Origin of the sequence: Sphingomonas folli, assembly GCF_019429525.1 — a bacterium.
Lineage (GTDB): Bacteria > Pseudomonadota > Alphaproteobacteria > Sphingomonadales > Sphingomonadaceae > Sphingomonas > Sphingomonas folii.
This window is the reverse complement of sequence record NZ_JAHXZL010000001.1, coordinates 433,125-450,580: the sequence shown is the minus strand read 5'-3', so window position 1 is coordinate 450,580 and position 17,456 is coordinate 433,125. Positions and strand designations below refer to the sequence as shown.

Annotated in this window: 14 protein-coding genes; 5 read left to right on the top strand and 9 right to left on the bottom strand. The window is 72.5% G+C overall.

The genetic code is table 11. From position 1 onward, the window contains the following. Positions 1–31 precede the first annotated feature (31 nt). Positions 32–985: an ROK family protein gene (locus KZ813_RS02075; RefSeq protein WP_219753301.1), complete on the top strand. Its 954-nt coding sequence runs from the start codon at positions 32–34 to the stop codon at positions 983–985. Then, complete coding sequence (locus tag KZ813_RS02070) at positions 982–3,342, top strand: GH92 family glycosyl hydrolase (protein WP_219753300.1); 2,361 nt, start codon at positions 982–984, stop codon at positions 3,340–3,342. The genes KZ813_RS02075 and KZ813_RS02070 overlap by 4 nt, the downstream gene beginning before the upstream one ends. A gap of 198 nt (positions 3,343–3,540) precedes the next feature. Here KZ813_RS02070 and KZ813_RS02065 read toward each other — a convergent pair whose 3' ends face one another. From KZ813_RS02065 to KZ813_RS02025, 9 genes are all read right to left on the bottom strand, one after another. Continuing rightward, on the bottom strand, positions 3,541–3,966 hold the full coding sequence (locus KZ813_RS02065; protein WP_219753299.1) for a hypothetical protein: 426 nt from the start codon (positions 3,964–3,966) through the stop codon (positions 3,541–3,543). A 284-nt stretch (positions 3,967–4,250) separates the two neighbouring features. After that, positions 4,251–4,868, bottom strand: coding sequence for a TetR/AcrR family transcriptional regulator (locus KZ813_RS02060; protein WP_219753298.1), 618 nt, complete (start codon positions 4,866–4,868; stop codon positions 4,251–4,253). A 242-nt stretch (positions 4,869–5,110) separates the two neighbouring features. Then, on the bottom strand, positions 5,111–6,739 hold the full coding sequence (locus tag KZ813_RS02055; RefSeq protein WP_219753297.1) for a DUF5597 domain-containing protein: 1,629 nt from the start codon (positions 6,737–6,739) through the stop codon (positions 5,111–5,113). Next, complete coding sequence (locus KZ813_RS02050; protein WP_308461762.1) at positions 6,736–8,964, bottom strand: beta propeller repeat protein; 2,229 nt, start codon at positions 8,962–8,964, stop codon at positions 6,736–6,738. The genes KZ813_RS02055 and KZ813_RS02050 overlap by 4 nt, the downstream gene beginning before the upstream one ends. A 256-nt stretch (positions 8,965–9,220) precedes the next feature. After that, on the bottom strand, positions 9,221–9,661 hold the full coding sequence (locus KZ813_RS02045; RefSeq protein ID WP_219753296.1) for a chemotaxis protein CheW: 441 nt from the start codon (positions 9,659–9,661) through the stop codon (positions 9,221–9,223). Then, entirely contained in the window at positions 9,658–11,955 is a 2,298-nt protein-coding gene (locus KZ813_RS02040; protein WP_219753295.1) for a chemotaxis protein CheA, read from the bottom strand. The genes KZ813_RS02045 and KZ813_RS02040 overlap by 4 nt, the downstream gene beginning before the upstream one ends. 108 nt (positions 11,956–12,063) lie before the next feature. Beyond that, entirely contained in the window at positions 12,064–12,927 is an 864-nt protein-coding gene (locus KZ813_RS02035; protein WP_219753294.1) for a HupA family protein, read from the bottom strand. A 183-nt stretch (positions 12,928–13,110) separates the two neighbouring features. Next, a complete protein-coding gene (locus KZ813_RS02030) occupies positions 13,111–13,755 on the bottom strand; it encodes a histidine phosphotransferase family protein (RefSeq protein ID WP_219753293.1) in 645 nt (214 codons plus the stop codon). 9 nt (positions 13,756–13,764) lie between these two features. Beyond that, complete coding sequence (locus KZ813_RS02025) at positions 13,765–14,214, bottom strand: Mov34/MPN/PAD-1 family protein (RefSeq protein ID WP_219753292.1); 450 nt, start codon at positions 14,212–14,214, stop codon at positions 13,765–13,767. A 22-nt stretch (positions 14,215–14,236) separates the two neighbouring features. Here KZ813_RS02025 and KZ813_RS02020 point away from each other — a divergent pair, with 22 nt between their 5' ends. The 3 genes from KZ813_RS02020 (at position 14,237) to KZ813_RS02010 (ending at position 17,379) form a co-directional block, all read left to right on the top strand. Beyond that, complete coding sequence (locus KZ813_RS02020; RefSeq protein WP_219753291.1) at positions 14,237–15,184, top strand: RluA family pseudouridine synthase; 948 nt, start codon at positions 14,237–14,239, stop codon at positions 15,182–15,184. Between the two features lie 73 nt (positions 15,185–15,257). Next, the gene (rpoH, locus tag KZ813_RS02015) at positions 15,258–16,160 is read left to right on the top strand and encodes an RNA polymerase sigma factor RpoH (RefSeq protein WP_219753290.1); all 903 of its coding nucleotides are present in this window, start codon (positions 15,258–15,260) and stop codon (positions 16,158–16,160) included. Position 16,161: 1 nt separating this feature from the next. Beyond that, entirely contained in the window at positions 16,162–17,379 is a 1,218-nt protein-coding gene (locus KZ813_RS02010; protein ID WP_219753289.1) for a flavin monoamine oxidase family protein, read from the top strand. Positions 17,380–17,456 lie beyond the last annotated feature (77 nt).

Below are 17,456 nucleotides of genomic sequence, written 5' to 3'. Positions count from 1 at the left end.
GCGCGACGTGGCAGGGACGGGGGAGAGGGCGATGCGACATGAGGCGGACGGGCCGGCGGCGCGCGCACCGCTCGCGGGCGTGGAGCTGGGCGGCACCAAATGCGTGGCCACGCTGGCGCACTCGCCGGAGGCGGTGATCGACCAGGTGACGCTGCCGACGCTCGCCCCCGACGAGACGCTCCCCGCGCTCGCCGCGGTGCTGGCGGGCTGGCGCGAGCGGCACGGCCTCGCCGCGGTCGGCATCGCCTCCTTCGGCCCCGTGTGCCTCGATCGCGCCTCACCGCGCTACGGCCACGTCCTCGCCACGAACAAGCCCGGCTGGCGCGACGCCGACGTGCTCGGCACGGTCGCGGCGCCGCTCGGGCTGCCGACCGGTTTCGATACCGACGTCAACGGCGCCGCGCTCGCCGAGATGCGCTGGGGCGCGGGCCGCGGCCTCGACGATTTCGCCTATGTCACGGTCGGCACGGGCGTGGGCGTCGGGCTGGTGGTACACGGCCGGCCGACGCGCGGGCTCGGCCACAGCGAGATCGGCCATATCCGCGTGCCGCGCGCGCGCGGCGACGACGCGCCGAGCGCCTGCCGCTACCACGACGACTGCGTCGAGGGGCTCGCCTCGGGCAGCGCGCTGCGGCTGCGGCTCGGCGACCGCGACGTCGCGACGGTCGGCCCCGACGATCCCGTCTGGGAGCCGATCGTCGACGTGCTCGCGGCGATGTGCCACGCGCTGGTGGGGAGCACGGGTCCGCTGCGGATCGCGATCGGCGGCGGCATGCCGGTGAAGCAGCCGCACCTGCTGCCGCGCATCGCGGCGCGGCTCGAGGCCAGCCTGGCGGGCTATATGGAGCTGCCGCGCGACGATTATATCGTGGCGCCCGCGCTCGGCGACCGCGCCGGGCCGCTCGGCGCGATCGCGCTCGCGGCCGACGCGCTGGACGAGGCCGCGGACGTCGCGGCGCGGATCGAGGCGGAGGCGATGCTGTGAGCCGCACGCTCCTCCGCCGTCTCGCCGCGGGCAGCGCCGCGCTCGCGCTGCTCGCCGCGCCCGCGCTGGCGCAGCAGGATCCCGCGCGCGCGACACCGCGGCCGGCACCCGCCGGCACGCGCACGATCGACGCGGTCGACCCGTTCATCGGCACCGGCGGCGAGGGCCATACCTTCCCCGGCGCGGTGGCGCCCTTCGGCATGGTGCAGCTGTCGCCCGACACCGACACGAGCTGCGTGATCCGGGACTGCTACGCGCACGCCGCCGGCTATCGCCACGACGACCCGACGATCGAGGGTTTCAGCCACACGCATTTCTCGGGCGCGGGCCATTCCGATCTCGGCGACGTGCTGGTGATGCCGGTGAGCGGCGACGCGGTGGCGATGGACCCGGGCACGCCCGCGGCGCCGGGCTATCGCTCGCGCTTCCGTCACGCCAGCGAGGTGGCGCGGCCGGGCTATTACGCGGTGACGCTCGAGTCGCCGCGGGTGCGCGCGGAGATGACCGCGGGCACGCGCGTCGGGGTGCACCGCTACACCTTCCCCGCGGGCGAGGCGGCGCATCTCGTGCTCGACCTGCGCCGCTCGCTCTACGATTATCCCGGGAAGGTCCTGTGGTCGGGGCTGCACCTGCGCGCGGACGGCACGCTGACCGGCTTCCGCGAGACGCGCGGCTGGGCACCCGGGCGCAAGCTGTTCTTCGCGATGCGCTTCTCCGCGCCGCTCACCGGCCACTCGCTGGTCGATCGCGACGCCGACGTCGCCTACAAGGGCTTCCAGGCGCCCGGTCGCGATAGCGACGCGCTCGCCGAGAAGCTCGGCAAGCAGCTCGAGGCGCGGCTCGACTTCGGCGCGCTCGACCGCCCGCTCGAGGTCCGCGTCGCGCTCTCGGGGGTGGACGAGGCGGGCGCGGTCGCCAATCTCGACGCCGAGCCGGGCGATTTCGACGCGACGCTGGCGCGCACACGCGCCGCCTGGGACGCGGCGCTCGGCGCGGTCGAGCTCGAGGCGCCCGCGCCGACCCGCACGATCGTCGCCACCGCATTGTACCACAGCCTGATCGCGCCGAGCGTGTGGAGCGACGCCGACGGGCGCTACCGCGGCCCCGACGACCAGGTCCATCGCGCGGAAGGCTATACCTTCCGCTCGACCTTCTCGCTGTGGGACACGTTCCGCGCCGAGCACCCGCTGCTGACGCTGGTGCAGCCGGCGCAGACGACGAACGACGTGGTGCGCTCGCTGGTCGACAGCCAGCGCCACAGCCCGCACGGCATCCTGCCGGTCTGGCAGTTCGCCGGGCGGGAGACCTGGACGATGATCGGCTACCACGCCGTCCCGGTGATCGCCGACGCCTATCTCAAGGGCTTCCGCGGCTTCGACGCGAACGCCGCGCTCGACGCCATGGTCGCGAGCGCCGATTACGCCCCCTATGGCGGGCTCGGCGACTATATGAAGCTCGGCTATGTCCCGATCGACCGCGAGCCCGAGGCGGCGTCGAAGACGGTCGAATATGCCTATGACGACTGGGCCATCGCGCGGATGGCGCGCGCGATGGGGCGCACCGACGTGGCGCAGCGCTTCGAGCGGCGCGCGACCAACTGGCGCAACAGCTTCGACGTCAGGACCGGCTGGCTGCGCGCGCGCAAGAGCGACGGCAGCTATCGCACCCCGTTCGACCCGACCGCGATCAACTACGGCTCCGACTATACCGAGGGCAATGCCTGGCAGTACAGCTGGTTCATGCCGCAGGACCAGGCCGGGCTGTTTCGGCTGCTCGGAGGCGACCGCAAGACGATCGCCAAGCTCGACGCGATGTTCGACTATGACAATTCGAAGCTCGACTACAGCCATGCCGAGGACATCGCGGGGCTGATCGGCCAGTATATCCACGGCAACGAGCCGAGCCACCACGTCGCCTATCTCTACAACTACGCGGGCGCGCCGTGGCGCACGCAGGAGCGGCTCAAGCAGATCGTCGACACGCAATATCACGCCACGGCCGAGGGGCTGAGCGGCAACGACGACCTCGGCCAGATGTCGGCCTGGCTGGTCTTCACCGCGCTCGGCTTCTACCCCGTCGCGCCGGGGAGCAACCAATATGTGATCGGCCGCCCATTCGTGTCGCGCGCGACGCTGCGGCTGCCCGACGGCAAGAGCTTCGCGGTGGTGGCGGAGGGGCTGTCGGACAGGAACCGCTATGTCGGCGCGGTGGCGCTCAACGGGAAACCGCTGACGCGCAGCTGGATCGGGGACGAGGAGCTCCGCGCCGGCGGCGAGCTGCGCTTCACGATGCGCGCGCGGCCGAACAAGGCCTGGGGCGCGGGCCGCGCGGCGCGGCCGTTCTCGACCACGCGCTGAGGGGAGCTCTCCCTCCCCTCTCCTCCCAACCTTCCGCCGTGATCCCTCCGGCCGGACGCGCCGGCAGGCGGTCGTGTACGCGGCATCGACGACCTCGGCACGAAGGCCGGAAAGACGGTGCGAGAGCGATGATGCTGATCGCCTCAGGGCGATGGCTCGTGGGGTGTCCCCAGCCCGCCGTCGCCACCGCGTGCCCGCTTAACGGCGCTCGGGCCGGCGAAGCCGCGCGCTGCTGATGCTGGCGAGCAGCAGCTCGTAATGGTCGTGGGTATAGCCCGCGGCGAGGAAGCCCTTGACCGCGCTCACCGGCACCGCGAAGCCCTGGTGCCAGGCATGCACCGCGAGCCGGCGCAGCGCCTCCAGCTTGGGATCCGCCAGCCGCGGGTTGGGGCGCTTGCCGAACAGCACGCCCATCGCCACTGAGATGCGGCCGGGCTGGCGCAGCGACGACAGCCGGTCGCGCCGCGCCAGCGACACCACCAGCCACTCGAGCGCGCTCAGCGCGGCGCGCTCGGCGGCGACCTCGGGCTCGACGACCGGCTCGGCGGCGGGCGATCGCAGGTGGCGCTCGGCGGTGATCGCGGCGGCGCCGCCGACGGCGGAGGTGAAATCGATGAAGGCCATAACGTCTCTCCCCTTCGGAGTATGCGGGGCGCACGCCATCCGCCGGCGAACCGGGGCGAGAGCGCCGTGTCGGTCTAGAGCGAGGGTGCCGCGCGGGTGACGCGCCACCGCGCCGGCGATCAGGTCGCTGGAGCGTGGGTGAGCGGTCGTGCCATCGCGGCGTCCCTCCGGTGAAGGTGCCGCCGGAGCGTCACCGCCGTTTCTATACTGTGCGGTATAGAAAGCCGCGGCGGCGGCGTCAACGCTTTATGTACCGCTCGGTAGCGTTTTTTCTTACGAGCGAGTCACTGCGTCGGCCACAGCGCCAGGCTGGTGTCGACCACCTGCTGCAGCTCGGCACGGCTCGCGCCCGAGCCCGCCTGCACCGCCATGCCCTGCAGGATGGCGTAGAGATATTGGCAGAGCGCCTGGGGCGTGATGTGCGCGGGCAGCTCGCCGGCGCGCTGCGCCTGCTCGAACCGCTCGACCAGCGCCTTCTGGGACGAGGCGCGACGCGCGATCACGTCGTCCTTGATCGACTGGCCCTCGTCGCCGCAGGCGGTGGCGTGGATCACGCCGAGACAGCCCTTGGGGCCGCCGCTGTTGCACTGCGCCTCGATCGCGCCGCGCATGAAATATTCGGCGACCCCGCGCGCGGTGGGCTGGTTCAGCGCCTCGCGCGTATAAGCGAGTTTCTCCGCCTCGTAGAGGTCGAGCGCCTTGTGGAACAGCGCCTCCTTGTTGCCGAAGGCGGCGTAGAGGCTGGGCTTGGTGATCCCCATCGCCGAGGTGAGATCGGCCATGGAGGCGGCCTCATAGCCCTTGGTCCAGAAGACGCCGAGCGCGGCGGCGAGCGCCTGCTCGGTGCAGAACTCGCGCGGGCGGCCCTTGACGGCGGAACAGGCGGTGGCAGTGGATTCCATAACGGCCGGTATGTAATGCGCCTGCAACGTCGCGTCTAGGCCGAGGGGGCTCGGCTCGTCCCGTCGCGAGGCGCGCGCGGGACGGAGGTCGGGACAGGAGCGCGAGGCGGGTAGCATCGCTCCGCCCCGGCGGACGCCGGGGGCCAGGTGGATCACCGCCGTATGTCCCACGACGGGGTCCCAACCGGGCCCCGGGTTACGACCGGGGCGGCGGCGGATGGTGACATCCACCACCGCCGCCCTCAGCGATAGCGTCCCATCGTCACCTTGAGCACCTGCGGGCGATCGACCAGGTTGAGGCCATAGTCGGTCTGGTCGCCGTTCCACACGCGCGTCATCACCCATTTGCCGTCGCGGAAGCTGCCCTCCTCGACCCGCACCATCATCCCCTCGCCGCTCGCCGCGGAGAAGGTGACCCGCGCGTGGTCGCCCACCAGCAGGAACTCGTCGTCGGAGAGCTGCGCCACCGCGACGCCGCCGACCGGCTGATCCGCCCAGGGCGCGGGGGCGGCCTTGAGCCAGGTCCACTCGCGCATGCCGAACTGCCACTCGCCCCAGTTCGCCGCGATCTTCCACGCGCCCATCACGGTCGACACCGCCGCGCCGTCGTCGGGCTTGGCCGCGCCCCAGGTCGGGCGCGACGCCGCGATCCGCGCCCAGTCGCGCGCGATCGGCGCCAGCGTCGCGTAGGGCAGCGCGATCGCGTCGAGCGTCTCGGCGTCGAGCGCCTTGGCGCCCAGCGGGAAATTGTAATAGCCGGTCGAGTCCATGCCGAACGGCGCGTAGCCGATCGCGCCGCGGCCCAGCGCGGCGTAGAAGAAGCGCGCGAACTCGCGCGCGTTGCCGATCTCGGGCACCATCAGCGCATTGTCGGGCCGCGCGTATCTGTCGAGGTACTGGACGATGTTGGCGCTCTTGCGGTCGTAGATGTCGGGCGCCTGGAAATCGATCGCAGGTGCCGCTGCCTTCCAGATGTCGAGCACGTCCTGCTGCGGGCCGCCGCTCGCGACGCCGTCGGGGTCGGGCACGTTCGACGGGCCGGCGAGCGCGGCGTTGACGTACATCGGCAGCGGCTTGGCCTTCTTCCCCGCCTCGGCGATCGCGTTGACGTAGGACGCCACGTACCAGGTGTTGAAGGCGCGGTCGGCCTGCGCGCCGAACGCCTGCGCCCAGGTGCCGCGCCTGCCGGTGCGCTTGGCCAGCGCGGGCGGGATCGCCTGCGCGAACAGCCGTTCCCCCTCTGCGCCATAGTCGCGCGGGTTGCGGTAGCTGCCGGTCTCATTCTCGGGCTGGACCATCACCACGGTATGCTGCTGGTCGTGGTCGCGTAGATATTCCATCACCGTGACGAAGGCACGCCGGTCCGCCGCCAGCGTCGCCCGCGACAGCGGGGTGAGCACATTATGATCCTTGCCGTCGCGCGTCTTCATCCGCGGGAAGCGGCGGTTGTCGAGCTTGACCCAGTCGGGCGTGTAGCCGAAGCCGGTGTTCTTCCACGTGCCGAACCACAGCAGCACCACGCGCTTGTCGTGCGCGCGCGCCTGGTCGAGCAGGGTCTGTAGGAAAGAGAGGTCGAACTCGCCCTCGCGCGGCTCGACCTGCTGCCAGGCGATCGGCACCTCGACCGTGTTGGCGTGGATGCGATCGAGTACCGGCCAGACGTCGGGCAGCGCCGACGCGTAGTTGCTCGAGTTGTTGACCTGCGCGCCGAGCATCAGGAAGGGCGCGCCGTCGACCAGCAGCGCGTGATGCCCGTCGCGGCTCACCAGCCGCGGCAGCGGCGCCGCGCCCTGCGCGCTCGCCCCCGTGGCGCCCAGCACCGCCGCGCCCGCCGCGGCGAGCAGCGCCCGTCGTCCCCACCGTCCCGTCATTCGCTCTCCCCCTTCGGATCGCCGTACATGATGCCGCGGCCGTCGGTGCCGACATAGACCCGGCCGTAGCGCCGCGGATCGCCGCTGATGACGCGCAGCCGCAGCCCCCAGCGATGCGCGGCGTCGTTGAGCTGGACCCAGCGCGCGCCGCCGTCGGTCGAGCGATAGATCCCGCGCGTGCCGTCGACCGTCGCGACCGCGTAGAGCGCGGGCCAGTCGCTGCCCGGCGCCGCCTTGCCGAGGCCGTAGCGGTCGATCTGCGCCGCACCGGTCGCGCGGGCCCAGCGCTCGCCCGCGTCCTCCGAATGGTAGAGCGTGCCGGCGACCAGCAGCCACAGCGCGCCGGCGCGCCCCGGCACCGCCACCAGCGGGTTGGCCGCCTCGCGCCCGATCGCGCGCGCGCCCGACAGGTCGGTGGGCAACCCCCTTCCCGCCGCGGCCGCGAACGTCGCGCCGCCGTCGTCGCTGCGCAGCACGCGCCCGCGCTCGCCGTCGACCGCGTAGAAGCGCCGCGCGTCGGCCTTGTCGGCGGTGACGCGGGCGCCGACCGGCAGCCCGGCGACCGCGCGCCAGCTCGCGCCGCGGTCGCGCGTGAGCAGCGGGCGGTCGCTCTCGACGAGGAAGGTGGCGCCGTCGGCCGAGACGGTGATCGCGGCGCTGCCGGTCTGCGCGCGCGCGGGCGTGCCGTCGGGGCGCGGTGTCGTCTCGCTCGTGGGAAGGCGGAGCGGCGTCCACGCCTCGCCGCCGTCGCGCGACCAGGCCAGGGACGTGTCGGGCACCACCGGCTTGTGCGTGTTGCCGCTGCGCACCAGCACCAGCGGCGCCGCGCCGGCATAGTCGAGCGCGTTCGTGTTGGTGAGGAAGGGCGTGCGATGGACGTGCGCGGGCGAGCGCGCCAGGTCGGCGTGGCGGAAACCGCCGAGGTCGCCGAAGCCCGACACCAGCGGCGCGCCGCCGGTGGGGCTCACCAGCGTGATGATCGCGGTCTGCTCGATCCCGCGGGTCCAGGGCGCCCAGCGCATCGTCCCCGGCCGCGCGAAGCCGTCGGTGGCATAGACGGTCGCGCCGGTGACATAGGCGGCGTGGGACGCGTCGAACGGGTCGATCGCCAGCCCCGCGATCCAATGGCCGAAATTGGCCGCGCCGTCGAAGTCGAGGAAGGGGGTGGCGCTCACGTCGCGCGTGCTGCGGCGCCACAGCTCGTCCCAACGGGCGCCCGCGTCGGTCGAGCGCCACACCGTGTCGACCGGCCGGTAGCGATCGACCGTGCTCACCGCGATCACGCGCGGGTCCTGCGCCGAGACCGCGACGCCGAAGAAGCCGCCCGGCACCTCGCCCGCGGCGCGCGGCGGGGTGACGTCCCGCCACGTGTCCGCGCCGGGGTCGTAGCGCCACACCGCGCCGTCGGTAACGCCGTTCGGCCCGATGGCGTCGCTGTAGCTGAGCGTCACCGCGCCGTCGCCGCCGACCGCCCCTTTGACCGGGAGCAGCGCGGCGCGCGGGCCGCCGGGAACCGCGCGCCACGTGACGCCCCCGTCGTCCGAGCGGTAGAGGTGCTGCGCGCCGGGATCGGCGCTGCCGACATAGACGCGACCGCGGCGCGCTGGGTCGAACAGCACGAACGACAGGCCGCCGTGGGTGGTGCGCGGTCGGTCGGGGTGACCCAGGCCGGCGAGCGGGAAGCTCTCCACCTTGCGCCACGTCGCGGCGGAATCGTCGCTGCGCCATAGCCCGTCGTGGCGCGAGCCGAAGAGCAGGGTCGCAGGCCGGTGCGGGTCGATCGCGAGCCGCTCGCCCAGGCCGCGCCCGTCCTCGTTGCCGCCCATCGCGAACGGTACCGGCGTGGTGCGCCAGTGCGCGCCGCGATCGCTCGAGCGCAGGATGGCGGCGGGACCGCGCGCGCTCATGCCGACCGCGAGATAGACGAGGTCCGCGTCGATCGGATCGGGCGCGACGCTCTCGACGCCCATGTAGCTCGGCTCGGCGGTGTCGTCCTGGAGCGGCACCCAGCGGCGGTCGGCGGCGTCCCAGCGGTAGGCGCCGCCCATATCGGTGCGGAGATAGGCGAGCCCGCGCTCGGCGCGGCTGAAGACGATCCCGGGCGCGAACCCGCCGCCGCCGACCGTCACGTTGCGCCAGTGATAGCGCACCGACGGCGCCGCGAGAACGTTCACCGCGGGCGCCGCGACGAGCGCGAGCAGCATGGCAGCCGACCGACCCCTCACCCCTCTCCTCCTCTAGCGTGATTTATCAGATCGTACGGGCGAGGCGCCGCTATGGCACGAGAGGTACCGCTACCACAATGCTTTCGGACGCGACGTGGCTCCGCCGCTCGGCGCCGCGCGGCCGAGTTCGGACAGTCACGGCGCCGCCGGGTCGCCCGGGAAAGCGCGGGAGAGAGTGACGCCGCGAGGTGCTACACGCGACACATGGTGGCCAGAGCCGGGTCGGCCCGCGGTTCGCGTCGCCGCCAGCGGCGGATCAGACCAGCGCGCTCGCTCGCACCACCAGCCGGTCGACGTCCAGCGCGAGCAGCGTCTCGTGCTGGCCCTCGCCGATGCCGGTGACGAAATCCCAGTCGCCCGCGGTGTCGAGCCCCGCCGGCGCGGCACCCAGCTGGAAGGTGGAGACGTCCTCGAGCGAGTCGACCGCGATGGCGTAGAGGTGACCGTCGACGATCGTCGCCACCGCGCGTCCGCCCTCGCGCCGCTTCTCCTCCGGGCAGCGCGCGACGCCGAGCAGCGCGCGCACGTCGAGCACGGTGGCGACGCGGCTGCGCATCGCCGCCAGCCCGATCACCGCCGCCGACGCGCCGGGCGCCGGCACGACCGCCCCGACCTCGACCACCGAGTCGACCCGTTCGGCGTCGAACAGCACGCCGCAGCCGCCGATCCGTGCCACCAAATGCAGCGATCCGATCATGCGCGATGCTCCTTCAGCGCGGCGATCAGGGCGCCGCGGTCGTAACGGTAGAGTGGCTGGCCGCGCGTGCGGCTGAGCCGCAGCGCGGGCGTCGGCGCGCTGTCCGCCTCCTCGTCGATCGCCAGCGCCACCGCGGCGCGCTGGCCCGGCGCGATCGCGCGGACGACCTTGTAGCCGGCCTGCTCGATCGTCGGCTTGAGGAAAGCCTCCATCCACGCCCCCTCGCTGCCGTGAAGCAGACATAGCGGACGCTCGGTCGCGACCGGCAAGGCGCCGAACAGCGCGAGCGGGTCGACCAGCTCGAGCGGCTCGCCCGCGATCACCGCGAGCCCGGCGATCACGCCGTGCGGGTCGGCGGCGGGGGCGAGGTCGTTCGGCAGCGGCACGATCTCGATCGCTTCCTCGACCGGATAGGCGAGCTCGAGCCCGTCGGCCTGGAGCCGCAGCACGGTCCGCACGGTCTCGGCGACGACCCCCTGCCCCGCCCAGACCGGCACCGAGCGGCCGTCGACCGTCAGCCAGGTGCCGCCCGCGAGCGCGCGCACCGCGCCGGCGGCGACCTTCTCGATCCGGTCCACCGCGTCGGACACGATCAGGCGGCGCTCGCCGTCGACGTCGAGGAACAGCAGGGCGCGTACCGCCTCGGCCGCGGCGACGGCGGTGACCTGCACCTGCGCCTGCTCGAAGGTGAGCCCGGCCTTGGCGGCGATGCCGGAGCAGTCGAGCAGCAGGATCGGCAGCCCGTCGTCGGGCAGCATCTGGCCGGCGTAGATGCCGGCGCGCATCACCGCGGGCGCGGCGGGCTTGACCACCAGCTCCTGCGTGTCGCGCACGCCGTCGAGCGCGAGCGCGAAGCGGCCCTCGCGCAGCGACACGATCGCGAGATAGCGCGGCGGCTCGGCGGGCGCACGGTCGAGCAGGTCGCCGAGCGCGACCATCGGCAGCCGCTGGCCGCGCAGCAGCACGACCGAGCCGGTGCCGACACGGTCGACCCGCACCGCGCCGCCGTCGACCGCGACGATCTCGTCGACCGACTGGCGCGGCACCGCGAAGCGCGTGCCCGCGGCGTCGACCAGCACCGCGTTGAGGATGGCGAGCGTCAGCGGCACCTCGAGCGAGACGGTGAGCCCCTGCCCCGGCCGGTTGACCAGCGAGATGCGCCCGCCGGCCTGCTCGACATTGGCCTTGACCACGTCCATCCCGACGCCACGCCCCGACAGAGCGGTGACCTCGTCGCGCGACGACAGGCCGGGCTCGAAGATCAGCCGCAGCCGCGCCTCCTCGTCGAGCCCGCGCAGCTCGGCGGCGCGCGACGGCTGGTCGCGCAGGATCTTGGCGACGAGCCGGTCGGTGTCGACGCCGCGGCCGTCGTCGACGATGTCGATGATGATGAGGTTGCCGGCCTGGCGCGCGACCACGCGCAACTCGCCGGTGCCGGGCTTGCCCGCGAGGATGCGGTCGGCGCGGTCCTCCAGCCCGTGGTCGACCGCGTTGCGGACGATATGGACGAGCGGGTCGCGCAGCAGCTCGATCATCTCGCGGTCGAGCTCGACGTCGCCGCCCTCGATCACCAGCGTCACCGACTTGCCGAGCGAGGCGGCGGAGTCGCGCGCCAGCCGCGGCAGCGCCGAGAACAGCGCCTCGACCCGCTGCATCCGCGTGCGCGTGACGGTGTCGCGCAGCTCGTCCACCGAGAGGCTGAGCCGCTCCAGCATCGCCTCCAGCCGCGGGTCCTCGATCTGGCGCAGGTGGCGCGCCAGCTGGTTGCGCGCGAGCACCATGTCGGAGACGCCGCTCATCATGCGGTCGAGCAGGTCGACCGAGAGCCGGACCGAGCGCTTGTGACCGGGGCGCTGCGCGGCGGCGGCGAGCGCGGCGGCGTCGGGCAGCGCGGGCGTGCTCGGCGCGACGGCGCCGGTGGCGGCGGGCGCGGCGTCGAGCGCGGCGATCAGCAGCGCCTCGCCGCCGTCGTCGAGCGACTCGCCCGCGTCGATCGCCTCGACCAGGTCCCCGATCCGGTCGATGATCGCAAGGATGGCGCTGACGAGCGCGCTGTCGGGCACGCGGTCACCGCCGCGCACCGCGGCGAGCGCGTCCTCGGCGGCGTGGCTCAGCCGCGCCAGCCGCGGCAGGTCGAGGAAGCCGCAGCTGCCCTTGATCGTGTGGACGAAGCGGAAGATCGAGTCGAGCCGCGCGCGATCGCTCGGATCGGCCTCCCAGCCGACGATCTCGCCCGAGAGCGCCTCGAGCGTCTCGCGCGTCTCGGCGATGAATTCCTGCAGCAGATCGTCCATGCGGCCCCGTCGCGTCCTGTCGGCGAGCGCGGCATGACACGGCGGCGGTTAAAAGGGTGTTTACTGAGGGAGGCGCGGCACCGGGCCCGTCGATGCCGCGCCGCCACGTCATTGCTTCAGAGTAGCCGTGAGGCGGGTCGACGCGAGCGTGCCGTCCTCCTTCTTCAGCGCGACGACGAGCGCCAGCTCCTTGCCACCCGGCCCGAACGGCCGGCCCCTGAACTCGCCCGTCAGCTTGCCGTCACTGCTCTGCAGCGTGCCCTTGATATGTTTCGTCGCATCGATCGAGCCGGTGAGCGTGACATCCGTCGCCTTGCCGCCATCCTGGATGAGCGGCACGGTGCCGGACACGATGCTCTTCGCCAGGTCGACGGTCAGCGGCGCTGGCTTGACGCCGGACTTGTTGAATTCTTCGCCGATCAGAGCGGAATAGGTAAGCGTCCCCGTCCCATTGATCTCGGCCGGGTTGGTCGGCGCGCCGATGACGAAATGACGATAGGTCCCGGCGTCAGCATACTCGGCGAACAGAAAATATTGGTACGATGACAGTTCGCCCGGCAGTTCGAGCGCCACCAACCGCCCGCCGCTCTGGATGTGGATCCCTGAACCGCCACTGATGCCGGGGAAAGAGAATACTCCGCCGTTGGGAAGATCCGAGCTGTCAGCGAAGGTGATCTTACTGTCACTTCTCACGAACGAAGTGACGGCGCTGTCGGACGACGAGAAGTCTACGGTCTTGAACTTGCCATCGACGGCCGCGGACGAGAAGCGATCATATCCCGTGAAGGTCCGATCGATCGTGAGGTTGGCAGCCTTGTCGTACGAGTAGGTCCGCGGCGTGGGCGACGGCGTCGGTGTCGGGCTCGTCGTTCCAGACTTACTGCTGCTGGCCGCGGAGGACGCCTTGGCATTCTTGCCGTCGTCGCCGCAGGCGCTGAGCATTAGCGCCAGCGCCAGCGCGGCGCCCGTCATTGTCGGTCGTACCATGATCTTGCCCCAGATTAATCTCACATCCGCACGATCGGATGCAGGATCATTCTAGGGCGACGAATGTTCGCGCGTTGTTCTGGCAGCGCCGTCGCGGGCCAGTTGATCCACTCGTCGGCACAACGACTTGGTGGCAGAACTCACCGGTCTGAGCAGCAGGGCCGCCGTCTACCTATTCGGCAGCGCCGCGCCGAACAGCAACGTCCCGTCGACCGCGTCGCTCACCATCACCGAGCCGCCGGCCTCGGCCGCGATCGTGTTGACCAGGAACGCCGCCGCGGCGCGCGGGGTGATCGCCGCGCCGTTCGCGCCGTCGGTCAGCGTCGCGCGCAACTCGGGGTCGAGCACCAGCCGCGGCCCCTCGGCGCGCAGCACGATCTCGGTGGTCTCGGCGCTCTCCTCCACCCCGATCGTCACCGTGCCGCCGCGCACCAGCGTGTCGCCCGCGATCAGCGCGAGGTTGAGCAGCACCTTCACCGCCGCCTTGGGCAGCTCGGGCTCGGCGATCAGCCACTGCAGCTGGAGCCGCTTGTTGTCGCCGAGCAGCCCCTCCACCGCCTGGCGCGCCTCGCGCACGTCGACGCGCTCGCCGAACCCGCCCGCGGCGCCGAACGCCAGCCGGAAGAACTTGAGCTTGTTCGCGGAGACCCGCGCGCTCTCGTTGAGCAGCTCGAGGCAGCGCGCGCGCATCTCGGGATCGGTCTCGTCGTTGAGCAACTCCAGCCCGTTGTTGAGCGCCCCGACCGGCGACAACAGGTCGTGGCACAGGCGCGAGCACAGCAGAGAGGCGAAGTCGACCGGGCTGATCGTCATGTCGGGGGATTACTCCGCGCGGGTGGCGCCGCCTTGTGGCGGGTCGCCGCCGGCTTCGCAACCGCCGTCGCGCATCGCCACCGCGTCGAAGCGGCCGTGGAGCGCGCCGTCGGCCACCGCGCGCCACGCCGTCACCGCCCCGCCCGCCACGATCAGCCACAGGCTGTCGTCGGGCGCGGCGTCGGCGGCGTCGCGCGGCGAGGGCCGCGCGTCGCCGCTGGGGTGCGAGTGATAGTGACCGAGCACCGCCGCCCCGCCCGCCCTCGCCGCGCGGTGCGCGGCGAGCAGCGCGGCGGGGTCGAGCTCGAAGCGGGTCGCCGGCGTCGCCGCGACGTTGCGGCACGGCAGCGCGCGCTCCACTCGCGCGCCGCGACCGAGCAGCAGGCCGCACACCTCGTCCGCGCTGGCGGCCGCGGCGGCCACGAGTTCGTCACGCAGCCGGATTGAAATCTCGATCATCGTCGCCACATAGCATGGACCGATGGATCGGGGGGTTTCCACTATCACCGCGACGATCGCGCCCACGGCCGACGGCTGGCGGCTCGATCGCGCGCTCGCCGAGGCGGTGCCGACGCTGTCGCGCGAGCGGCTCAAGGTGCTGATCAACGCGGGCCAGGTGACGCAGGACGGCGCGGCGGTGCGCGACCCGTCGCGCAAGTCGCGCGCGGGTGAGGCCTATGCGGTCGCGGTCCCCGCGCCCGCCCCGGCGCACAACGAGGCGCAGGACATCCCTCTCGTCGTCGCCTATGAGGACGAGCACCTCATCGTCGTCGACAAGCCCGCCGGGCTGGTGGTCCACCCCGCCGCGGGCAATCTCGACGGCACGCTGGTCAACGCGCTGCTGCACCATTGCGGCGGCTCGCTGTCGGGGATCGGCGGCGTGGCGCGGCCGGGGATCGTCCATCGCATCGACAAGGACACGTCGGGCCTGATGGTCGCGGCCAAGACCGACCGCGCGCACGAGGGGCTCGCCAAGCAGTTCGCCGCGCACACGATCGACCGGCGCTACCGCGCGATCGTCAACGGGCGGCCCGTGCCGGCGGCGGGCAGCGTCGACGCGCCGCTGGCGCGCTCCGCCGCCAACCGCAAGAAGGTGGCGGTCGTCGCGGGCGGCAAGCGCGCGGTCACCCACTACGCGTTGCTCCAGCCGCTGCGCGAGGCCGCGCTGGTCGAGTGCCGGCTCGAGACCGGGCGGACCCATCAGGTCCGCGTGCACATGGCGTCGCTCGGCCACGCCTTGCTGGGCGACCCGGTCTATGGTAGAACGAAACAGGCACATCGCGGCGTGATCGAAACGCTCGGTTTCCGTCGCCAGGCCTTGCACGCCGCCCGCCTCGGGTTCATCCACCCGATCACCGGTGCCACGCTGTCGTTCGACAGTGCGATGCCGCGGGACATGCAGGAACTGTTCAGTCACCTCGTCGTATAGGCTCGAAGCGCGCACCGCCCGGCACTCGTCCGGTCACCGCCGCGCTTCCCGCCAGGAAGGGAGATCAAGGATCATGGCAGCACGCAGCAACGTCCCGGCGACGATCCCTGCGCTCGGCGGGGAGCAGAGCCTCAACCGCTATCTCGCCGAGATCAAGAAATTCCCGATCCTGGCGCCCGAGCAGGAATATATGCTCGCCAAGCGCTTCCAGGAGCACGGCGACACCGAGGCGGCGGCGCAGCTGGTCACCAGCCACCTGCGCCTCGTCGCCAAGATCGCGATGGGCTATCGCGGCTACGGCCTACCCGTCAGCGAGCTGATCTCCGAGGGCAATATCGGCCTGATGCAGGGCGTGAAGAAGTTCGAGCCCGACCGCGGCTTCCGCCTCGCCACCTATGCGATGTGGTGGATCCGCGCCTCGATCCAGGAATTCATCCTGCGGTCGTGGAGCCTGGTGAAGATGGGCACCACCGCGGCGCAGAAGAAATTGTTCTTCAACCTGCGCCGCATGAAGGCGCGGCTCGACGCCTTCGAGGACGGCGACCTGCGCCCCGAGGACGTGCAGAAGATCGCCACCGACCTGGGGGTGACCGAGGCCGACGTGGTCAGCATGAACCGGCGCATGGCGATGGGCGGCGACACCTCGCTCAACGTCTCGATGCGCGAGGACGGCGAGGGCCAGTGGCAGGACTGGCTGCAGGACGACGCGCCGCTGCAGGACAAGATCGTCGCCGACCAGCAGGAGGCCGACGTCCGCCACGACATGCTGGTGAACGCGATGGCCGACCTCAACGACCGCGAGAAGCACATCCTCACCGAGCGGCGCCTGACCGACGATCCCAAGACGCTGGAGGAGCTGAGCCAGGTCTATGGCGTCAGCCGCGAGCGCGTCCGCCAGATCGAGGTGCGCGCGTTCGAGAAGCTGCAGCGCGCGATGATGCGGCTGGCGGGCGAGAAGCGACTGCTGACCGCCTGACGTGGGATCGGGCGCGGACGCGGTGATCGTCGGCGGCGGGGCCGCCGGCATCGCCGCGGCACGCCACCTGCACGACGCCGGGCGCGACGTCCTGCTGCTCGAGGCCGGCGACCGGCTCGGCGGGCGCGCGCGCAGCCTCACCATCGATGCCGCCACCGTCGATCTCGGCTGCGGCTGGCTCCACTCCGCCGGGCGCAATCCCTGGGCGGCGATCGCCCGCGCGCGCGGCTTCTCCGTCGCCACCGACACCGCGCGCTGGGGCGAGCAGTGGCGCGACCTCGGCTTCGCGCGCGCCGATCACCGCGCCGCCAACGCCGCGCGCGAGCGGATGACCGACGCCGCGCGCGCGCTCGCCGACGCGCCCGACCGCGCGCTCGGCGCGGTGGTCCCGCGCGACGACCGCTGGCGCCCGCTGCTCGACGCGATCTCGCGCTTCGCCAACGGTGCCGCGATCGACGACGTGTCGCTCCACGACTGGCTCGCCTATGAGGATGCCGCGACCGACGATAATTGGGCGGTGCGCGAGGGCTATGGCACGCTGATCGCCGACCACGCGCGCGACCTGCCGGTGCGCCTCGGCAGCGCGGTGACCCGGGTCGACCATCGCGGCGCACGCGTCCGAGTCGCGTGCGCGGGCGGGACGATCGAGACCGCGGCGGTCGTGATCGCCGTCCCCACGCCGGTGCTGGCGCGCGGCGCGATCGTCTTCGACCCGCCGCTGCCCGACAAGCTCGACGCCGCGGCCGGGCTGCCGCTCGGCGTCGCGGACAAGGTGATGCTCCGCGTCGACCGGCCCGACTGGCCCGCGGACTCGCACCTGATGGGCAACCCTTTTTCGGCCGATACCGCGAGCCACCGCCTCTCTCCCTTCGGCTACCCGCTGATCGAGAGCTTCCTCGGCGGCCCGACCGCCGACACGCTCGAGGAATCGGACGCCGCCGCCTTCGTGGTCGACGAGCTGGTCGCGCTGCTCGGGAGCGGGTGGCGCGCGCGGCTCCACCCGGTCGTCGCGACGCGCTGGCGCCACGAGCCGTGGATCGGCGGCAGCTACTCGCACGCCGCGATCGGCCAGGCCGGCGCGCGCGCGGTGCTGGCGGCGCCCGTGGATTCGCGGCTCTTCTTCGCCGGCGAGGCCTGCTCGCCGCACGATTTTTCCACCGCGCACGGCGCCTATGCGACGGGCCTGGCGGCGGCGAAGGCGATCCTGGGGGAGGAGTGAGGCTCGGCGGTCGGCGATGACGGCGGGCGCCGAAGAGGCCGCGCTCCCGCGCGAGCAGGAGCCCGGGTCCCCGCTCG

Excerpts from the sequence above, each read along its gene's own strand:
- KZ813_RS02075 (WP_219753301.1), top strand. The coding sequence starts at position 32 with ATGCGACATGAGGCGGACGGGCCGGCGGCGCGCGCACCGCTCGCGGGC.
- KZ813_RS02065 (WP_219753299.1), bottom strand. The coding sequence starts at position 3,966 with ATGGCCTTCATCGATTTCACCTCCGCCGTCGGCGGCGCCGCCGCGATC.
- KZ813_RS02060 (WP_219753298.1), bottom strand. The coding sequence starts at position 4,868 with ATGGAATCCACTGCCACCGCCTGTTCCGCCGTCAAGGGCCGCCCGCGC.
- KZ813_RS02055 (WP_219753297.1), bottom strand. The coding sequence starts at position 6,739 with ATGACGGGACGGTGGGGACGACGGGCGCTGCTCGCCGCGGCGGGCGCG.
- KZ813_RS02045 (WP_219753296.1), bottom strand. The coding sequence starts at position 9,661 with ATGATCGGATCGCTGCATTTGGTGGCACGGATCGGCGGCTGCGGCGTG.
- KZ813_RS02040 (WP_219753295.1), bottom strand. The coding sequence starts at position 11,955 with ATGGACGATCTGCTGCAGGAATTCATCGCCGAGACGCGCGAGACGCTC.
- KZ813_RS02035 (WP_219753294.1), bottom strand. The coding sequence starts at position 12,927 with ATGACGGGCGCCGCGCTGGCGCTGGCGCTAATGCTCAGCGCCTGCGGC.
- KZ813_RS02030 (WP_219753293.1), bottom strand. The coding sequence starts at position 13,755 with ATGACGATCAGCCCGGTCGACTTCGCCTCTCTGCTGTGCTCGCGCCTG.
- KZ813_RS02025 (WP_219753292.1), bottom strand. The coding sequence starts at position 14,214 with ATGATCGAGATTTCAATCCGGCTGCGTGACGAACTCGTGGCCGCCGCG.
- KZ813_RS02020 (WP_219753291.1), top strand. The coding sequence starts at position 14,237 with ATGGATCGGGGGGTTTCCACTATCACCGCGACGATCGCGCCCACGGCC.
- rpoH (WP_219753290.1), top strand. The coding sequence starts at position 15,258 with ATGGCAGCACGCAGCAACGTCCCGGCGACGATCCCTGCGCTCGGCGGG.